Genomic DNA, 18980 nt, shown 5'->3' with positions numbered 1-18980 from the left:
GATGTGGTTCTGGCAGAAATACACCAGTCCGTGGAGCCTGTCCCAGGCTGGCATCCTCGGCATGAACAAGCGCAACCACTCCTACATCAGCCGCTACAACCCGCGCCGCCTCTATCCGCTGGTGGATGACAAGCTCAAGACCAAGCGCATCGCGCTGGATGCGGGGGTGACGGTGCCTGAACTCATCGGCACCATCCGCGAGCAGCACGACGTGACTCGCATCACCGCGCTGGTGAAGGACTGGCCGGGCTTCTGCATCAAGCCGGCCCGCGGCTCCGGCGGCAAGGGGATCCTGGTGATCCTGCGCCAGGAGGACGGCCTCTTCTACAAGCCCAACGGCAGCGCCGCCAACGGCCAGGATCTGGAGCGCCATGTCTCCAACATCCTGGCGGGGCTCTATTCCCTCGGCGGCAAGCCCGACGTGGCGCTGGTGGAAGGGCTCATCAACTTCGACGACGTGTTCGACGGCTACTCCTTCGAAGGGGTCCCCGATGCCCGGGTGATCATCTTCAAGGGGTTCCCGGTGATGGCCATGATGCGCCTCTCCACCTCGGCTTCCGATGGCAAGGCGAACCTGCACCAGGGCGCCGTGGGGGTGGGCCTGTGCCTGCGCACCGGCCGCGCCCTGCGGGCGGTGCAGTTTGGCAACCCGCTGCGCCACCACCCGGACACCGGCCTGGATCTCTACGATCTGAAGGTGCCCCACTGGGACACCCTGCTCAACCTGGCGGCCTCCTGCTACGAGATGTCCGGTCTTGGCTACATCGGGACCGACATGGTGCTGGACAAGTTCCGCGGCCCCATGCTGCTGGAGCTCAACGCCCGTCCGGGCCTCGCCATCCAGATCGCCAACGGTCGCGGCCTGGTGCCCAACCTCAAGACCATCGAGAAGTTGGGTCAGGTCAAGATGAACGTGGAGCAGCGGGTCAACTTCGCCAAGGATCACTTCGGTATCTTCGACGAATAGTCCGCCCCCCCTTCTGCAAAAACGCGCCCACAGGCGCGTTTTTTTTATGGCCGCTCCTGCTCGCAGGGCGCCCCGCCCGAAGGCCGATCCCCGTCACATCCCATGGCGGCGCCCCTTCAATGACGCGGTACAAGGGGATAAGCTCCTGACCGATGAGGGGTGGCCTGCCCATCGGAGCAGGCCACCCCATGTGCGTGAGGCAGTGCGCCTGCCAGGGGGCACCGATTTGTCGGCGACAACGGGGCTTCTCGATGGTAGATTAATCAAATCAAATAGATAGCATCGATCGGGTTTCTCCTATGCAACGTTGGCCCAGCCTGAAGCAGCTCCAGTATCTGGTCGCTCTGGACGAGCACAAGAATTTCAACCGCGCCGCCAAGGCCTGCCATGTCAGCCAGTCGACCCTGAGTACCGGGATCCAGACCCTGGAGGACATGATGAACCTGCAACTGGTGGAGCGGGATCACAAGAGCTTCATCATGACGCCGGTCGGCATGGAAATCGTGGCGCGGGCGCGCAACCTGCTCTCCGACGCCCGGGATCTGATGGAGCTGGGACAGCAGCAGGGGGGCGTCATGCACGGCACGGTGCGCCTGGGCTGCATCCCCACCATCGCCCCCTTCCTGCTGAGCAAGCTGCTGCAGGTGTGCGGCAAGGCCTATCCGGATCTGGAGCTGCTGCTGCGGGAAGACACCACCACCAATCTGCTCAAGCAGCTGGAGCAGGGGCAGCTCGATCTGCTGATCCTGGCGCTGCCGGTGGAGATCGGCGGCTTCCACAGCAAGACCGTCGGCCAGGATCCCTTCCACATGGTGATGCCCTCCCACATGGCGGCGGGCCTGCACATGCCGTTCGACTACAAGGAGCTGCCCAACCAGAGCATCTTCCTGCTGGAGCGGGAGCACTGCCTGACGGAGCACGCGGTGAGCGCCTGCCGGCTGCGGGACAAGAGCAAGATCAACCCGTTCGCCGCCACCAGTCTGCACACCCTGGTGCAGATGGTGGGGGCCGGTCTTGGCACCACCTTCCTGCCCCAGATGGCCATAGATGCGGGCATCCTCGACAACACGGACCTGGTGGCCATTCCCCTGCCCGGTGAGAAACCCTATCGGGAGATAGGCCTGGTGTGGCGCCCCAGCACCACCCGGGTGCAGACCTTCTACAAGATTGCCGAGCTGCTGACGCCGCTCATTACCCCCAAACCGGCGGGGTGATCCGGTGGCTGCCCCCACAGGCGACCACTCCTCAATGCCGTTGTCATTCAGGTTCCAGGCAGGATCATCGTCTATGATGAACCCCGTGCCCTATCAAGGAGTTGAGATGTTTCGCACCTTGCTGCTGCCCCTGCTGGCCCTGCTTCTCGCCGCCTGCTCCAGCACGCCGGAGCCTCCCCCTCCCGTGCGCCAGAGCGGCGCATTCGACAACTTTTATCAGCAGTGGCGCGGCGTGCCCTATCGCATGGGCGGTACCAGCCGCGCCGGTCTCGACTGCTCCGCCTTCACCCAGCTCGCCTACAGCCAGGTGCTGGGCTTCACCCTGCCCCGCACCACGGAATCCCAGGCGAGCCTCGGCCGCCCGGTGGACAGATACCGTCTCCAGCACGGGGATCTGGTCTTCTTCAAGACCGGCTGGCAGCAGTACCACGTCGGGGTCTACACCGGGGCAGGTGAGTTCATCCACGCCTCCACCAGCAAGGGCGTGATCCGCTCGCGCCTCGACAACGTCTACTGGAACAGCCGCTACTGGCAGGCCCGCAGGCTGGTCCAGTAGGCGCGACCCCAAACATGAAAAGGCCCCGAGGGGCCTTTTCATGTTGTTGCCTGGTCAGTGCTTGCGGTGCCAGCGGGGCGAGGTGGCGCGCTCTCCCCAGGGGGTCATGCAGGGCAGCAGGGCCCCCTCGATGACGCCCTCATGGCTCGCCAGCGCCAGGGCAATCTTCTCGTGGAGCAGGCGCAGCAGGTTCTTCTCCTGGCCCGCCAGGGAGTGGCCCGCGGCGAAATACTCCTGCTGATGTTGCAGCGCCAGCTTCTGGGCAAACTCATAGGTATTGAAACTGTCCGGCATGCGCGCGATCACGTCATCCAGCCGGGCCAGCAGGCTATGCAATTCCCTGGTCATGTGCGGTTCTCCCTCCGAGTTGGTGACTCACAATTACCCCTTATTAGATATAAGACCAATCCGGATGCCTCAAAAATGGGAGCCCGGACACAGTTCCGGACAACGCTGCCCACTGGCAGCCACCCTCTGCCCTCGCCCGGTTTACAAGTCGGCAACGAATCGCTAGATTTGGACCGACTAATCAGTCGGTCACTTTTCGTGCGGAGCATGCCATGGACACCACCGTCACCCCCGCCTCACCGGACAAGTTCTCCCTCTCCGAGCAACTGCATCGGCTCAGGCAGGCCAGCCAGGCCACCCCCATGCCGGATCTGGCGTCCCGCCTCGCCAGACTTGATGCCCTCAAGCAGGGGCTGCTGCGCCACAAGCAGGCACTGTGTCAGGCCCTGGCCCGGGACTACGGCCAGCGCAGCGATTACGACAGCCTGATCGCCGATGTGCTCCCCTGCGTCATGCAGATCAACTACACCCTGAAACGGCTCAAGGGGTGGATGAAACCGGAGCGCCGTCATTCCGGCCTGCTGCTGGCCCCCGCCAGGGTCGAGGTGCACTATCAGCCCCTCGGCGTGGTCGGCATCATGGTGCCCTGGAATTTCCCGGTGATGCTGAGCCTCGGGCCCCTCATCGGCGCCCTCGCCGCCGGCAACCGCGCCATGATCAAGCTCTCCGAGTTCACCCCTAACACCAACGCCGTGCTGCGCACCCTGCTCGATGAGGCCCTCGGCGGTGACGAGGTGGTGGTCATCGAGGGGGATGCGGGGATCGCGGCCGCTTTCAGCGCCCTCCCCTTCGACCATCTCATCTTCACCGGCTCCACGGCGGTGGGTCGGCTGGTGATGGCCGCGGCCGCCCCCCAGCTCACCCCCCTCACCCTGGAGCTCGGCGGCAAGAGCCCCTGTCTCATCGCCCCCGACATGCCCCTGGCCCTGGCGGTGGAGCGGATGATCTTCGGCAAGAGCCTCAACGCCGGCCAGATCTGCGTGGCCCCCGACTACGTGCTGCTGCCGAGGGGGCAGGAGCAGGCCTTCATCGAGGCCTATCAGGCCCATTTTCGCCGCCTCTACCCCCAGGGGATCGAGAGCCCGGATTATGGCGCCATCATCAACGCCCCCCAGTACGAGCGGCTCACCGCCTGGCTGGAGGAGGCGAGGCAGGCCGGCGCCCAGCTCCACCCCTGCGTCACGCCCGCCCGGGATGACGCCACCCGCAAGCTGGTGCCCCACCTGCTGACCGAGGTGCCCGGCCACTGCCAGGTGATGCAGCAGGAGATCTTCGGCCCCCTGCTGCCCCTGGTGCCCTATGACGACATCGAGGAGGCCCTGGCCTATGTAGCGGCCCGGCCGCGCCCCCTGGCGCTCTATCTGATGAGCCTGGACGAGACGCTGCAGCGCCGCCTCATCCGGGAGACCCACGCCGGGGGCATGGCCATCAACGAGAGTCTGTTCCAGGTGGCGGCGGACGATGCCCCCTTCGGCGGCATCGGTCCCTCCGGCATGGGCCACTATCACGGCCGCGAGGGGTTTCTCACCTTCTCCAAGGCCAAGACCGTGCTGCGCCGTGGGCGCTTCAGCACAGGCTCCCTCATTCACCCCCCCTATCGGCGCTGGTACCAGCGGCTGATGATGGCCCTGTTCCTGCGCTAGGAGGCGAGATGCGAGAGACCATGACCGACAAACGCCGCCAGATCCTGGATGCCGCCCTGGCCCTGTGCGCGGAGGATGGCCTGCAGGGCGCCGCCACCGCCCGCATCGCCAAGGCGGCCGGGGTGGCCAATGGCACCCTGTTTCATCACTTTCCCAGCAAGGAGGTGCTGATCCAGAGCCTCTACCAGGACATCAAACTGCGCCTTGGCGCCGCCATCACCGAGGCCGATGCTGCCCTGCCGCTCCAGGAGCAGGCCCGCCACTACTGGCACCAGGCCATGGGCTGGATGCAGGCCCACCCCCGTGAGCTCAGGTTCGTGCTGGGCTTTTTCCACTCCCCCCTGCTGGCCCGGCCCCTGCGCAGCCAGATCCTGGCGGAGACCTTGCATTTTCTGCCGAGCCTGCTCGCCCGGGGCCAGGCCAGTGGCGAGCTGATGTCGGCCCCGCCGGCCCTGATGCTGGAGGTGTGCCAGGGCCAGTTTCTGGCCTGCGCCTCCCTCTTTGTCGATCAGCCTGAACTGGGAGAAGACCCCCACTGGCAGGAGAGCGCCTTCACCCTCTTCTGGTCCGCCATCAGCGGAGGTTCCCATGCGCCCTGACGCCCTGCTTGCCACCGGCAGACGCCTCTGGATTGGCAGCCTGCTCTGGATCATCGGCCGCACTCTGTGCCGCGCCGCCCGGGTCGACGAGGCGGTGCGCCGCGAGCTTGCCCCCCTGCCGGACGGCCTCACCATCAGGCTGGAGGTAAACGGCATGACCCGGGGGCTGAGTCTCTACAAGTTCGCGGGGCGCTGGCACTGCGGTGAGGAGGCTGGCAAGGCGCACTCGACCTGTGCCCATGACGGCCCCCCCCCCCTGCGGGTGCGCTTCAAGCACCCCGCCGTCGCCTTTCGCGCCCTCAGCTTTCGCCTCGGCATCAACCAGGCTTTTTGCGAAAACCGGCTGCTGGTGGAGGGGGATCTCGACGCGGCCATGCACCTGGTTCGGGCGCTTGAGCAGTTGCAGAGCCTGATCCTGCCCGCCTTCATCGCGCGGCCCCTGCTTCGCCACTACCCGGACCCGCATCGCAAGCTCGCGCGGGCCTGCCACATCTATCTGGGTCTGCTGACCGGTTGAACACGAGGAGAACGGGATGAGCCGTTATTACGATTTTTTCTGTCCGGTCAAGCTGATGGCGGGGGAGCAGGCACTGGAGCTGTTGCCGGATGCCCTGAGGGGATTGGGGGCTGGCCGCCCGCTGCTGCTCACCGACAAGGGGGTCAGCGGCAGCGGGCTCGCCACCCTGCTGGCCGATGTGATGGCCGAAGGGGCCTTGCCGGTCGCCGCCATCTGGGACGAGATCCCGGCGGACTCCTCCACCGCCGTGGTGGAGCGGATCGCCCGCCACTACCGGGAGCTGGGCTGTGACAGCCTGCTCGCCCTTGGCGGCGGCTCCGTCATCGACACCGCCAAGGCGGTGAACATACTGGCGACCCTGGGGGGCGAGCGGCTGCTCGACTATGCCGGAGCGGATTGCCTGACCCGTCCCCTCAACCCCTTGGCGGTGGTCCCCACCACGGCGGGGACCGGCTCCGAAGTGACCCTGGTGGCGGTGATCAAGGACGAAGGGAGCGGGCGCAAGGTGCCCTTCACCTCCCCCTTCCTGCTGCCCCGGCTGGCGGTGCTGGATCCCCGCTTCACCCTGGGGCTGCCGCTGCCCATCACCGCCGCCACCGCCATGGATGCCATGACCCACGCCATCGAGGCCTTCATCGGCAACGGCAAGAACCCGGTCAGTGACGCCCTGGCCCTGATGGCGGTGGAGAAGATTGCCACCGCCCTGCCCAGGGTGCTGGTCCACCCGACGGACAAGGGCCTGCGGCTGCAACTGGCAGAGGGCTCCACCCTGGCGGGCATGGCGTTTTCCAACTCCATGGTGGGGCTGGTGCACGCCCTCGGCCACAGTCTGGGGGCGCGCTGCCACCTGCCCCATGGCCTCTGTATGAACCTCTTCCTGCCCACCGTGCTCGACTACAACAGGCCCGACATCGACCCCGAGCTCGCCCGCCTGCTGCTGCCCCTGGTGGGGCCGGAGCGCTTTGCCGCGACCCCGGCCGAGGGGAGACCCCAGGCCACCATCGAGGCGTTGCAGGCACTGCGCGATACCCTGTGGCAGACGGTCAAGCTGCCACGCACCCTGCGGGAGGCGGGCCTCACCGACAAGGCGCTGCTGCCCGGGATCCGGGATCTCGCCATCAACGATGGCGCCCTGCTCTACAACCGCAAGGATGCGGACAGGGACCAGCTGCTGGTCCTGCTGGAGCGGGCCTGGGAGTAGCGGGCCCCTTGCCCATCAGACATCGGGGGTGAAGACCCCGGTGGAGAGGTAGCGATCCCCCCGATCGCAGATGATCGCCACCACCACCCCCTGCCCGATCTCTGCCGCCACCCGCAAGGCCCCGGCCACGGCGCCACCCGAGCTGACACCGCAGCAGATCCCCTCCTCCCGCGCCAGGCGGCGCATCATGACGAGGGACTCTTCCAGTGTCACATCCAGCACCCCATCAACCCGCGCAGGCTCGAAGATGGCGGGCCGGTAGGCCTCGGGCCAGCGGCGAATGCCGGGGATCTGGCTCCCCTCGGCCGGTTGCAGGCCGATCACCGCCACCGCCGGGTTCTGCTCCTTGAGGTAGCGGGAGACCCCCATGATGGTGCCCGTGGTGCCCATGGCCGAGACGAAGTGAGTGACAGCCCCGCCGCTCTGGCGCCAGATCTCGGGGCCGGTGGAGCGGTAGTGGGCATCCGGGTTGGCGGGGTTGTTGAACTGATCGAGCACCAGCCCCTCCCCCCGCGCCTGCATGGCCAGGGCGAGGTCTCGCGCCGCTTCCATGCCCTCTTCCACCAGCACCAGCTCGGCGCCGTAGGCCTGCATGGCGTCGCGCCGCTCCTGGCTCATGTTGCTCGGCATGATGAGTCGCATCCGGTAACCCCGGGACGCCGCCACCATGGCCAGCGCGATGCCGGTATTGCCGGAGGTGGCCTCGATGAGCCGGGCTCCTGGCGCTAAGTGACCACTCGCCTCTGCCTGCCTGATGAGGTTCAGCGCCGCCCTGTCCTTGACGGAGCCGGCGGGGTTGTTGCCCTCCAGCTTCACCAGCAGGGTGACGCCGGGGTGCGGATTGATGCGGCGCAGCGCCAGCAGCGGGGTGTTGCCTATCAGATCGTCCAGGGTGGCGAAGGCCATGACGGATCCATCCTCTCTCAATGTTCTATACCTTGCCTTGCGACCATTCGCAGGCCGGCCAGTGTAAGCGAGCCCGCCATGGGCGCAAAGAATGGCGTTGGCAAACCCTGTCCGCCATGTTCTGATCTTCCCATTCACCCAGAGAGGACTCCCGATGAGCGACATCCTTCACCAGGCCGATCAGCAGCAGTTTGTCTGCACCGTGGACGGCAAGCTCTCCCGCCTTGCCTATCGCCGGCTGGACGCCACCACGGTGGACGCCTACAGCACCCAGGTTCCCCCCGAGCTGCGCGGACAGGGGATTGCCGACAAGCTGGCCCGCCGCTTCTACGACTGGACCCTCTCTGAGGGGCTCACCATAGTGCCGAGCTGCAGCTACATCGACGTCTGGTTGCGCCGCAATGCCGGTTGAAGCCGGGGCGCTGCGGGAGGCGCACTTGCGGGCCTGCACCGAGGCCCTGCTGCGGGCTGATCACCCGCGCATGGATTGCCTCCGGGCTGCGCGGGAGCTGGCCCTGCCCGACTGGGCCCTGGGGGCGGGGTTTGTGCGCAGCCTCATCTGGGATCACCTCCATCACAAGGCCGAACCCACCCCGCTCAACGACATCGATCTTATCTATCTGGACAGCGCTGATCCGACTGGATTGAAGGAGGCCGATCACGAAGCCTGGCTCGCCGCCAGGATGCCGGGCCAGTTGTGGGAGGTGCGCAACCAGGCCCGCATGCATCTGCGCCAGCAGGTGCCTCCTTTTGCCAGCTCCCTCTCGGCCCTCAGCCACTGGGTGGAGATACCCACCTGCATCGGGGTCCGCCTGCTGGCAGATGATACGTTCGAGTGGCTGGCCCCCTACGGCTTTGCCCCCAACTGGTCCCTGGTGGTGAGCCCCAATCCGCGCTGTCGCCAGGAGAGCCGTATCTTTAGCGAACGGGTCAGGGCCAAGGGGTGGCAACGCATCTGGCCTGACCTTGTGGTGAACTGGCCATGAGCGGATTGCAAAGGGTCGACAACCTTGGGCACACTAAGAAAAAGATGTTTGTAACTCAATGGGTTAAATAATGCGCGACTTCTTCTCTCTCGAGCGCTGGCTGCCGGGGCTCGCCGCCTTGCTGCAATACCAGCGGGCCTGGCTGATGCCGGATCTTCGCGCTGGCCTCTCGGTCGCGGCCGTGGCCCTGCCCGTGGCCATCGCCTATTCGGAGCTCGCCGGGGTAGGCGCCATCGTCGGCCTCTACTCCTGCATCCTGCCCATGGTGGTGTACGCCCTCTTTGGCACCTCCCGTCAGCTCATCGTCGGTCCGGATGCCGCCACCTGCGCGGTGATCGCCGCCGTGGTAACGCCGCTCGCCGCCGGGGATCCCACCCGTCACTGGCAACTGGTGATGACCATGACCGCCATGACCGGCTTCTGGTGCCTCATCGCCAGCCGCTTCAAACTGGGGGTGCTGGCAGACTTTCTCTCCCGCCCCATCCTGATGGGGCTGCTCAACGGGGTGGCCATCACCATCATGGTGGGCCAGCTCTCCAAGATCTTCGGCTTCACCTTCAGCGAGCGCTACCTGATAGAGCGGATCCTGAACGGCACCAGCTACATTACCCAGACCCATCTGCCCACCCTGGCCATGAGCCTGACGGCCCTGCTCACCCTGCTGCTGGCCAAGCGCTACAGACCGGCTTGGCCCTCTTCCATGGTGGCCATGGTGGTGACGGCGGCCCTGGTGTGGCTGTTCAATCTCGGCCGCGTCGACATCGCCACCCTGGGGACCATCGGCTCGGGGCTGCCCGCCTTCCAGATGCCGGACTTTCCCCCCGGGCTTATCCGTGAGCTGGTGCTGCCCGCCCTCAACCTCGCCATGGTGAGCTTCGTCTCCATGATGCTCACCGCCCGCAGCTTCGCCGCCAAGAACGGCTACGAGATTGATGCGGACAAGGAGTTTAGGGCCCTCGGCATGGCGAACCTGGCGGCGGCCGCCTCCCAGGGGTTTGCCATCAGCGGGGCGGATTCGCGCACCGCGGTCAACGACGCCAACGGCGGCAAAAGCCAGCTGGTCTCCATCATCGCCGCCGCCGTCATCGCCCTGGTCACCTTCTACCTGACGGCGCCGCTGCAATACATTCCCACCGCCGCCCTCGGGGTGGTGCTGGTGATGGCCTCCCTGTCGCTGACAGATTTTCGCGGCCTCTGGGCACTGCGCGACTCGGACCGCGCCGCCTTCTGGCTCGCCCTGGTGACCTTTGTCAGCGTGCTCACCATGGGGGTCATTCCGGGCATCACCCTCGCGGTCCTGCTGGGGCTGTTCCAGTTCCTGCGCAACGTGATGCGCCCCACCGACCAGCTGCTCGGCATGGACGACGAGGGCGTGGTGCGCACCCTGGGAGACAACGAGCAGGCCAAGGCGATTCCCGGCATCCTGGTCTACCGCTTCAACTCCCCGCTCACCTACTTCAACGCCCCCTACTTCAAGCGGCGGGTGCTGGCACTGCTGGTGCAGGATCCCCACAATCCCAGGTGCCTGGTGGTGGATGCGGTGGCCTGCTTCACCCATCAGGACATCAGCGTCATGAGCATGGTGGGAGAGCTGCACAAGGAGCTCAAGCGGCGCGGCATCCACATGGTGATGGCCGGTCGGCACGGCCAGATGAGCCAGTGGTTCAAACAGGCGGGGATCCGGGTCGGCGAGGATGGCATCATCCTCTGCCCCGACATGTACCAGGCCCTGCGCATGACCCGCTGCTACCGGGAGCCGGTGTTCCGGGACGACGAGGGGGTGGAGAGCACCACGGATGCCCTGCTCACCCGCTGGCCGCACGATGACGACCTGCCCGACTCGGCGCGCCTCACCCGCCCCAGCGAGCAGGAGGCCGGCGCCACGCCGGTCTGAGAGACATCCCCTGGTCACAGGCCCCCTCCTCCTGCGACCAGGATTGCACCCCGCCCCCGCTTGGTGTTAAATGCCCCTCCAGTTGGCCCTGACGAGGGCCATCGCCAGCACCTGGATATCCCATGCAGACTCAATCCCACGCGGGCCCGGGCTCCCTCTTCGCCCTGACCTGGCCACTGTTCATCGATCTGGCCCTCCACTTTCTGACCGGGGCCCTCAACACCTTCATGGTGGGCCATGTCTCCTATCAGGGGGTGGCGGCCCTCGCGGTGGGCAACCAGGTCTTCGATCTCGCCATCACCCTGTTCAGCTTCGTCAGCATCGGCACCAGCGTGGTGATCACCCAGTATCTGGGGGCGGGAGACAAGGAAAAAGCCCGCGTCGTCATCCACACCGCCATCGGCTTCAACCTGCTGGTGGGACTGGTGGCCGCGGTCGGCGTCATGGCGGGGGCCGGCACTATGCTGGCGCTGATGAACCTGCCTGCCCACCTGATGAGCGACGGCAGCCTCTACCTGCAGATCATCGGGCTTTGCCTGCTGCCGGAGGCGGCGGCCCTCTGTCTGGCCGCCACCCTGCGTGCCCACGGCCACACCCGCCAGGCCATGTACGTGACCCTCATCGTCAACCTCATCACCTTCGTCGGCAACCTGCTGCTGCTCTACGGCTGGTTCGGCCTGCCCCAGCTCGGGGTCGCCGGGGTCGCCATCAGCACGGTGGCGGGGCGCATCGTCGGGGTGGTGCTGCTGGTGTGGCTGGTGGCGCGCAAGACCGGCATCCGGCTGCGTCTGCCCGAGATCGTCCGCCCAAGCCGCGCCATGCTGGACAAGGTACTGCACATCGGTCTGCCGGCGGCGGGGGAGAACCTCTCCTGGATGCTGCAGTTCATGGTGGTGACCGCCTTCGTCGGCCTGCTCGGCGACAAGGCGCTGGCGACCCAGTCCTACTTCTTCCAGATCTGCCTGTTCATCCTGTTGTTCGGCCTCTCCATCGGCCTTGGCAACGAGATCATCATCGGCCACCTGGCGGGGGCCCGACGCTTCGATCAGGCCTATCGCCAACTGATGAAGAGCCTGAAACTCGGCCTCATCGTCACCGCCGCCATCGCCATCGCCGCCGCCCTCAACGGTCGCGCCATCATCAGCCTGTTCACCGACGACGCCGACATCATCACCCAGGTGGCGCAGCTCTTCCTCATCAGCCTCATCCTCGAACCCGGTCGCACCTTCAATCTGGTGGTGATCAACGCCCTGCGCGCCACCGGGGATGCCCGTTTCCCGCTCTACATGGCGCTCGTCTCCATGTGGGGCATTGCCGTTCCCCTGGCCTATTTCCTTGGTATCATGCAGGGCTATGGCCTGGTAGGCATCTGGCTGGCCCTCGCCTGCGACGAGTGGGTGCGCGGTCTGGCCATGTTCTGGCGCTGGCGCAGTCGTCGCTGGCAAAACAAAATTCTTGTCGAAACATAAGCGGAATCACCATGAAGAAAATCGGACTCTTGTTGACGGCCATCCTGCTCAGCCCGCTCGCCATGGCGCAAACCGCCCCGGCGACCCCCAAGGCGCAGGCTCCCCAGACCTGGTATGTGGCCCCCATCGTCATCGACGAGACCAGCGAAGCCCAGAAGGCCCTGACCAAGGAGTTCACGGCCCAGATGATCAAGACCATCAAGATCAACGAGTACCAGACCGGCAAGGCGGTGGGCAAGACCAAATCGCCCAAGTGGCTGATCCGCACCAAGCTGATGCCCGCAAGCCAAGAGCCCCTGGTCGGCAAGAAGCACCCGCAGGGCCTCACCTACGGCAAGGGCATCCCCACCCAGGAGATCGTCGGCGAGCTCATCATGAACGGCACCCTGGTGGCCCACATCGGTCAGGGCTGGCGCGAACCCATCGTCCCGGGCACACCGGTGGCGGAGAAGATCTCCATCGCCAACTACCAGTACGCCATCGGCAACGAGGCCAAGGCGCCGGATCTGGAAGAGCTGGCGGCGCAGATCGGTTTCGAGGCAGGCAAGGTGATTGCCAGAGACGGCAAGCCCCTGCCCGAGAAGAAAAAGAAAAAAGAGTAAACGGCTCACCCGTTTCCAGTCAGGGGCCTCGCGCCCCTTTCTGTTGCCCGCCCCGTTGCAGACCCCCTCTCCCGAATGTGAAGCGGATCCCGCTTCTTTCCTCTGCTGCCCCTGGGTCAGCAGGCAATCATCATGTAATTCAAACAGTTAAAAATCACCCTTCCCATGCAGCAATTCCGTGGCCCCGAATTGGATCGGGATCACGTTTCTCCCCGGCAGTAAGGGGTACTTTGGTCTTGCAGGCACAATCAAACGACAACAAGGAGGCTTCATTACATGTTTCCGGAGTACAGAGATCTCATCTCGAAACTGAAGAGCAGTGATGTCCATTTCCAGAAGAAGTTTGACTTGCACAACGACCTGGATGCGGAGATCAGGAAGCTGGAGAAACACCACGCCAGCGACTACAGCTCCGAGGTGAAGGATCTGAAAAAACAGAAACTTAAACTGAAAGAGGAGATATACGACATCCTCAAACAACATCCACACTAGACGCCTCGACGAATACCTGGATAAGCAACTTATCCTGCCAGCCCGGCCCGACGCCGGGCTTTTTGTTGGCTGCTCACGAGGCGCGGCAACGGCCACTTCCCTTGGCACCGGAAAACGAAGCGGGCCAATGGCCCGCTTTGTCATACCTGTTTCACCCCATGATCACACCGGCGGATGGAACTGGCTGGCTTCGCGGGTGGCCATCTCCTCGTAGGTGGCCCACTTCTGCCACGCCACTTGTTGCGCCACCTGCATCAGCCGCTCGGCCTCCTGTGGATGGCTCTGGGCCAGCACCCGATAACGGGTCTCCTGCTGCCGATATTCGGCAAGGGGGATGGAGGGGCGCAGGCTGTCGAGGCTGAAGGGGTTCTGCCCGGCGCTGCGCAGTACCGGGTTGTAGCGCATCAGCGGCCAGTGGCCCGAATCGACCGCACGCTTCTGTTGGGCCAATCCCTGCTCCATGTCGATGCCGTGGGCGATGCAGTGGCTGTAGGCGATGATCAGCGACGGGCCCGGATAGGCTTCCGCTTCCCGCAAGGCCTGTAGCGCCTGCTGCGGGTTGGCACCAAAGGCGATGCGGGCAACATAGACGTTGCCGTAGGAGATGGCCTGCAACGCCACATCCTTCTTGGCCAGCGTCTTGCCTCCCGCCGCGAACTTGGCGACAGCGCCGAGCGGGGTCGATTTCGACATCTGACCGCCGGTGTTGGAGTAGACCTCGGTATCCATCACCAGCACGTTCACATCGCGCCCAGAGGCGAGCACATGGTCGAGCCCCGATGAGCCGATGTCATAGGCCCAGCCATCGCCGCCGATGATCCAGACCGCACGGCGCACCAGCTGATCGATGAGTGACAGCAGCTCGCGGGCCTTGCCGGATTTCACCTCTTCCAGCCGCTCCCGCACTTGCGCGACCCGGGTGCGCTGGGCGCGGATCTCCGACTCCAGCCGCTGCGGGGCGCTAATCAGGGTATCGACCAGCTCGGCGCCCAGCTCCCCCTTCATCGCTTCAAGGGCCGCCACCGCCTGACCGTGATGCTGATCGGCGGTGAGACGGAAGCCAAAGCCAAACTCGGCGTTGTCCTCAAACAGGGAGTTCGACCAGGCCGGCCCCTTCCCTTCGCCGTTCTTGGCCCACGGCGTAGTCGGCAGGTTGCCGCCGTAGATGGAGGAGCAACCGGTGGCGTTGGCCACCAACATGCGGTCGCCAAACAGCTGGGTCAGCAGCTTGAGATAGGGGGTCTCGCCACAGCCGGCGCAGGCACCGGAGAACTCGAACAGGGGTTCGAGGAACTGGGTGCCGCGCACCGTGGAGAAGTCCACCCGCTCGCGAGCAGGCCAGGGCAAACTCTCGAACCAGCGCAGCGCCTGTTTCTGGCCAGCAAGGTGCGGCGCCTTGTCCATCATGGCGATGGCGCGCTCGCCCTCGTGTTCCTCATCAGCCCCGGCCCGTACCGGACAAGCCTGCACACACTGGCCACAACCGGTGCAATCCTCCGGATAGAGCTGCAAGGTGTAGCGGCTGTCGGGGAAACCCCTGGCGGTGACGGGTACCGATTGGGCTGCCTCGGGGGCAGTCGCCAGCCAGTCCTGATGGTAGAACTTGGCCCGCAGCGCCGCGTGGGGGCAGACAAAGACGCAGTTGCCGCACTGGATGCAGATATCCGAATGCCAAATCGGGATCTCGCGGGCGATATCCCGCTTCTCGAAGCGGCTGGTGGCGGTGGGGTAAGTGCCGTCCACCGGCAGCATGGAGACCGGGATGCGATCGCCGCGCCCCGCCAGCATCTCGCCGGTGACACGCTGGACAAACTCGCTGCCGCCGGGAGCCAATGGCAGCGGATAGTCGCTGATCTGCTCCTCACCGGCGGGGATGGCCACCTGATGGAGATGAGCCAGAGTGTCGTCCACTGCCGCGAAGTTGCGCTCGACCACCTCGGGTCCCTTGCGGGCATAACTCTTCTCGATGCTCTCCTTGATCAGCGCAATCGCCTCATCCCGCGGCAAGATGCCAGCCAGCGCAAAGAAACAGGTCTGCATGATGGTGTTGATGCGATTGCCCATGCCGTTGCGCTCGGCCACCCGATCCCCATCGATGCAATAGAGCTGGATATTGAGGGCTCGAATGCGGGCGCGCAGCCGCTCGGGCAGCTGGTCCCACACTTTGTCCGCCTCATAGGGGGCATTGAGCAGCAGGGTCGCCCCTTCTGCGGCGTGCTCCAGCAGATCGACCGATTCGGCAAAGCCCCACTGGTGGCAGCCGATAAAGCTCGCCTGCTCGATAAGCCAGGGGGCGTCGATGGGCTCGGGGCCAAAGCGCAGGTGGGAGACGGTGCGCGAACCCGACTTCTTGGAGTCGTAGACGAAGTAGCCCTGGGCGTGGAACCCCTCCAGCTCGCCGATGATCTTGATGCTGTTCTTGTTGGCGCCGACGGTGCCATCGGCACCGAGACCGAAGAAGAGCGCCCGCACCCGGCTGGCGGGCTCCAGATCGCCGATGGGGTGCCAGGCCAGACTGAGGCCCGACACATCATCCACGATCCCTACGGTAAAGCGCGGGCGCGGCGCGTCGGAGGCCAGCTCCTCGAATACCGCCGCGCACATGGCGGGGGTGAACTCTTTGGAAGAGAGGCCGTAGCGACCGCCACTGAGCCAGGGCAGCCGCTTGATAAGGCCGCGCTGCAAGCCATCGATCAGCGCGCTCTGCACATCCAGCAGCAGCGGCTCGCCCCCTGCCCCCGGCTCCTTGGTGCGATCCAGCACCGCCATGCGGCGAACGCTCGCGGGCAGGGCATCGAGCAGCGCCTGCACCGGGAAGGGGCGATAGAGGCGCACCACCAAGACCCCGGTCTTGCGATCCTGCCGGTTGAGCCAATCCACCGTCGTGCGGGCGGTGGCCGCCCCCGAGCCCATCAGCACGATGACATCGGTGGCATCGGTTGCGCCGTGGTACTCCACCAGCCGGTAGTGGCGGCCGGTCAGCTCGCCGAGGCTCTCCATGCACTGCTGCACCCGCGCCGGCACCGCCTCGTAGAAGGGGTTGACGCTCTCGCGGGACTGGAAATAGGTGTCCGGGTTCTGGGCGGTGCCACGCATCACCGGATGATCCGGGTTGAGCGCCCGCGCACGGTGGGCGCGCACCCAGTCGTTGTCGATAAGGGCCCGGATCTCATCCCGATGCAGCGCGGTGATCTTGTTCACCTCGTGGGAGGTGCGAAAGCCGTCGAAGAAGTGGATAAAGGGCACCCGGCATTGCAGGGTGACGCTGTGGGCGACCAAAGCCAGGTCCTGCGCCTCCTGCACCGAGCCGGAGGCGAGCATGGCAAAGCCGGTGCTGCGCGCCGCCATCACGTCCTGATGGTCGCCAAAAATCGAGAGCCCCTGCGCCGCCAAGGATCGGGCCGCCACATGGAACACCGCCGAGGTCAATTCGCCTGCGATCTTGTACATGTTGGGCAGCATCAGCATCAGCCCCTGACTGGCGGTGAAGGTGGTGGCGAGCGCCCCCGCCTGCAGGGCGCCGTGCACCGTGCCAGCCGCTCCCCCTTCGCTCTGCATCTCCACCACCGTGGGGATGTTGCCCCAGAGGTTGGTCTGCCCCTGTGCCGCCCAGGCGTCGGCCAGTTCGGCCATGGTCGAGCTCGGGGTGATGGGATAGATGGCACACACTTCGCTCAGCTGGTACGCCACCCGGGCCGCGGCTTCGTTGCCGTCAACCATGATCAGTTCATGTTTCATTGGGACTCCTCCGGTTGGCGCAACTCGATGGCGTGGCAGGGGCACTGGTCATGGCAGGCACCACAGCCGGTGCAGCGTTCGGCATCCACCTGATACCCCAGACCCGGCCCCAGCTTGGCGATGGCCTGCTCTGGGCAGCTGCCATAGCAGCCGTCGCACTCGAAGCAGTTGCCGCAGGAGTAGCAGCGCGCCGCCTCGTAGCGGGCCGCCGTCTCGTCCAGTCCGCCGATGATCTCGCCAAAGTCATCCCGCGCCGAGGGAGGTTTGACCGGCTGGCTGCTGGCCGGGGCGTGGGTCTGGAACCAGAGCTGCAACTGCTCTGGCCCCACCAGCGGGTAAGAGAGCGGCTTGTGGTAATGGCGACCGCGCAGCCAGGCATCCATATGGCGTGCCGCCTTCTTGCCGTGGCCGGTGGCGATGGTGACGGTGCGCTCGGAGGGCACCATGTCGCCACCGGCAAACAGACCCGGCACATCCGTCATCAGGTTCTCGCCAACCTGCACTACTCCCTCCTTGTTGACCCGCACGCCGGGGATGCTCTCCAGCACCGAAAGGTCGACCTCCTGACCCAGCGCCAGAATGAGGGAGTCCGCTTCGAGGGTTTCAAACTGGCCGGTGGGCACCGGCTTACCCTCGGCATCCAGCGCCATCACCTCCACTTCGATATTGGTGCTATCGAGCTGGCGGATGGTGCGCAGCCAGTTGATCTTGATCCCCTCCTCCTCGGCCTCATCGGCTTCGAAGGCGTGGGCTGGCATATGGTCCCGGTCGCGGCGGTAGATGATCATCGCCTCCTCGACCCCGAGGCGACGAGCGGTACGGGCCGCATCCATGGCGGTGTTGCCGCCGCCGTAGATGGCCACCCGCCGTCCCAGTTTTGGCGGTGGCAGTCCTTTCTCTTCGGCCAGACTCGCCTGTTCTAGGAAGCTCACCGCATCGAGGATCTTGCCCGCCTCCCGGGCCGGAATATCGACCCGCTTTGCCAGATGGGCACCGATGGCCATGAAGACGGCGTCAAAGCCCCCCTCGTCACGCGCCTTGAGCACATCCTCCACCTTGTGGTTGAGGGTCAGCGTCACCCCGGCCGCGACGATGCGGGCCACCTCCCGATCCAGCACATCGCGAGGCAGGCGGTAGGCGGGAATGCCGAAACGCAGCATGCCGCCCGCCAGCGGCCCTGCCTCGCGGATCTCCACCTGATGGCCGAGCCGATTGAGGTGCCAGGCGCAGGAGAGGCCGGAGGGACCGGCACCAATGACCAGCACCTTCTTGCCGCTGGCAGGGGCAGGTGGCACAGGCAGCCAGCCCCGGGCCAGCGCCTCGTCGCCAAGGAAGCGCTCGATGGCGTGGATGGAGACGGCATCATCCACCTGGGCACGGTTGCAGGCCGTTTCGCAGGGGTGATAGCAGACCCGCCCGTGGACCGCAGGCAGGGGATTTTCTTCGATGAGGCGTTGCCAGGCCGCCTTAAAGCGGCCTGCTTCGGCCAGGGCGAGCCAGGCCTGGATGTTCTCGCCAGCCGGGCAGGCGTGGTTGCAAGGTGGCAGGGCCGGCCGCCAGACGGGCAGCCGGGTGCGGACCGGGCCTGTTCCCGTTTTCTGGGAGAGATCCGGCTGTGGGGTCATATCCAGTTGTTTGCTCATACATTGCTTTCTTCTTTTTGTGTGACAGGCCCCATCCGATGGCGCTTGATACCGTTTTGCCTGGGCAGACGGTGGCCGGAGAGGGAAGAAGCGAAAGCGTCAGAAACTGGAAGCTGGCCCGATGATGGGCCGTTTTTTGTACGACATGGTGGATCAGGATCAATAAATGTTGCGCTTTATGGGTCGCCCCCTTCACAACCGGATC

The 18980-nt window shown here is 65.4% G+C and carries 17 protein-coding genes; 13 read left to right on the top strand and 4 right to left on the bottom strand.

Features of this window, described 5'->3' with window-relative positions; genetic code table 11:
- The first annotated feature begins 1 nt into the window (after position 1).
- The 3 genes from C2U47_RS17725 to C2U47_RS17715 all read left to right on the top strand — a co-directional run bounded on the left by C2U47_RS17725 (position 2) and on the right by C2U47_RS17715 (position 2737).
- On the top strand, positions 2 to 967 hold the full coding sequence (locus C2U47_RS17725) for an alpha-L-glutamate ligase-like protein (protein ID WP_010674087.1): 966 nt from the start codon (positions 2 to 4) through the stop codon (positions 965 to 967).
- 299 nt (positions 968 to 1266) lie between these two features.
- Entirely contained in the window at positions 1267 to 2181 is a 915-nt protein-coding gene (locus C2U47_RS17720) for a hydrogen peroxide-inducible genes activator (RefSeq protein WP_010674086.1), read from the top strand.
- A 106-nt stretch (positions 2182 to 2287) separates the two neighbouring features.
- Positions 2288 to 2737, top strand: coding sequence for a C40 family peptidase (locus C2U47_RS17715; protein ID WP_029314241.1), 450 nt, complete (start codon positions 2288 to 2290; stop codon positions 2735 to 2737).
- A gap of 54 nt (positions 2738 to 2791) precedes the next feature.
- On the opposite strand, the gene C2U47_RS17710 is transcribed toward C2U47_RS17715, so the two are convergent.
- On the bottom strand, positions 2792 to 3085 hold the full coding sequence (locus C2U47_RS17710; RefSeq protein WP_010674084.1) for a hypothetical protein: 294 nt from the start codon (positions 3083 to 3085) through the stop codon (positions 2792 to 2794).
- Between the two features lie 212 nt (positions 3086 to 3297).
- Here C2U47_RS17710 and C2U47_RS17705 point away from each other — a divergent pair, with 212 nt between their 5' ends.
- Genes C2U47_RS17705 through C2U47_RS17690 form a run of 4 tightly spaced genes read left to right on the top strand, consistent with a single transcriptional unit; the run spans position 3298 to position 7045 of the window.
- Positions 3298 to 4728: a coniferyl aldehyde dehydrogenase gene (locus tag C2U47_RS17705; protein ID WP_010674083.1), complete on the top strand. Its 1431-nt coding sequence runs from the start codon at positions 3298 to 3300 to the stop codon at positions 4726 to 4728.
- A gap of 8 nt (positions 4729 to 4736) precedes the next feature.
- The gene (locus C2U47_RS17700) at positions 4737 to 5327 is read left to right on the top strand and encodes a TetR/AcrR family transcriptional regulator (RefSeq protein WP_010674082.1); all 591 of its coding nucleotides are present in this window, start codon (positions 4737 to 4739) and stop codon (positions 5325 to 5327) included.
- Positions 5317 to 5844 carry a hypothetical protein gene (locus C2U47_RS17695; RefSeq protein ID WP_010674081.1) on the top strand — a complete coding sequence of 176 codons (528 nt, stop codon included), beginning with the start codon at positions 5317 to 5319 and terminating at the stop codon, positions 5842 to 5844. Before C2U47_RS17700 ends, C2U47_RS17695 begins: the two co-directional genes overlap by 11 nt.
- A 16-nt stretch (positions 5845 to 5860) precedes the next feature.
- Complete coding sequence (locus tag C2U47_RS17690) at positions 5861 to 7045, top strand: iron-containing alcohol dehydrogenase (protein WP_010674080.1); 1185 nt, start codon at positions 5861 to 5863, stop codon at positions 7043 to 7045.
- 15 nt (positions 7046 to 7060) lie between these two features.
- Here the strand turns inward: C2U47_RS17690 and cysM are convergent, their stop codons facing one another.
- Complete coding sequence (gene cysM / locus C2U47_RS17685) at positions 7061 to 7951, bottom strand: cysteine synthase CysM (protein WP_010674079.1); 891 nt, start codon at positions 7949 to 7951, stop codon at positions 7061 to 7063.
- A gap of 154 nt (positions 7952 to 8105) precedes the next feature.
- On the opposite strand from cysM, the gene C2U47_RS17680 reads away from it, so the two are divergent.
- From C2U47_RS17680 to C2U47_RS17655, 6 genes are all read left to right on the top strand, one after another.
- A complete protein-coding gene (locus tag C2U47_RS17680) occupies positions 8106 to 8363 on the top strand; it encodes a GNAT family N-acetyltransferase (protein WP_041212700.1) in 258 nt (85 codons plus the stop codon).
- A complete protein-coding gene (locus C2U47_RS17675; protein ID WP_043155221.1) occupies positions 8353 to 8937 on the top strand; it encodes a nucleotidyltransferase family protein in 585 nt (194 codons plus the stop codon). The genes C2U47_RS17680 and C2U47_RS17675 overlap by 11 nt, the downstream gene beginning before the upstream one ends.
- A 70-nt stretch (positions 8938 to 9007) precedes the next feature.
- Complete coding sequence (locus tag C2U47_RS17670; RefSeq protein WP_039039857.1) at positions 9008 to 10831, top strand: SulP family inorganic anion transporter; 1824 nt, start codon at positions 9008 to 9010, stop codon at positions 10829 to 10831.
- 122 nt (positions 10832 to 10953) lie between these two features.
- Positions 10954 to 12300, top strand: a complete 1347-nt coding sequence (locus C2U47_RS17665; protein ID WP_010674075.1) for an MATE family efflux transporter — start codon at positions 10954 to 10956, stop codon at positions 12298 to 12300.
- 11 nt (positions 12301 to 12311) lie between these two features.
- Positions 12312 to 12902, top strand: coding sequence for a hypothetical protein (locus tag C2U47_RS17660; protein ID WP_039039859.1), 591 nt, complete (start codon positions 12312 to 12314; stop codon positions 12900 to 12902).
- Between the two features lie 276 nt (positions 12903 to 13178).
- Positions 13179 to 13394: a YdcH family protein gene (locus tag C2U47_RS17655; RefSeq protein WP_005313020.1), complete on the top strand. Its 216-nt coding sequence runs from the start codon at positions 13179 to 13181 to the stop codon at positions 13392 to 13394.
- Positions 13395 to 13556: 162 nt separating this feature from the next.
- On the opposite strand, the gene nifJ is transcribed toward C2U47_RS17655, so the two are convergent.
- A complete protein-coding gene (gene nifJ / locus C2U47_RS17650; protein WP_043155224.1) occupies positions 13557 to 17132 on the bottom strand; it encodes a pyruvate:ferredoxin (flavodoxin) oxidoreductase in 3576 nt (1191 codons plus the stop codon).
- Positions 17129 to 18775, bottom strand: a complete 1647-nt coding sequence (locus C2U47_RS17645) for an NAD(P)-binding protein (RefSeq protein ID WP_043155227.1) — start codon at positions 18773 to 18775, stop codon at positions 17129 to 17131. Before C2U47_RS17645 ends, nifJ begins: the two co-directional genes overlap by 4 nt.
- Between the last annotated feature and the right edge of the window lie 205 nt (positions 18776 to 18980).

Source organism: Aeromonas sp. ASNIH7 (genome assembly GCF_002903485.1).
Classification (GTDB): Bacteria; Pseudomonadota; Gammaproteobacteria; order Enterobacterales; family Aeromonadaceae; genus Aeromonas; species Aeromonas caviae.
This window is presented reverse-complemented; position numbering and strand designations above follow the sequence as displayed.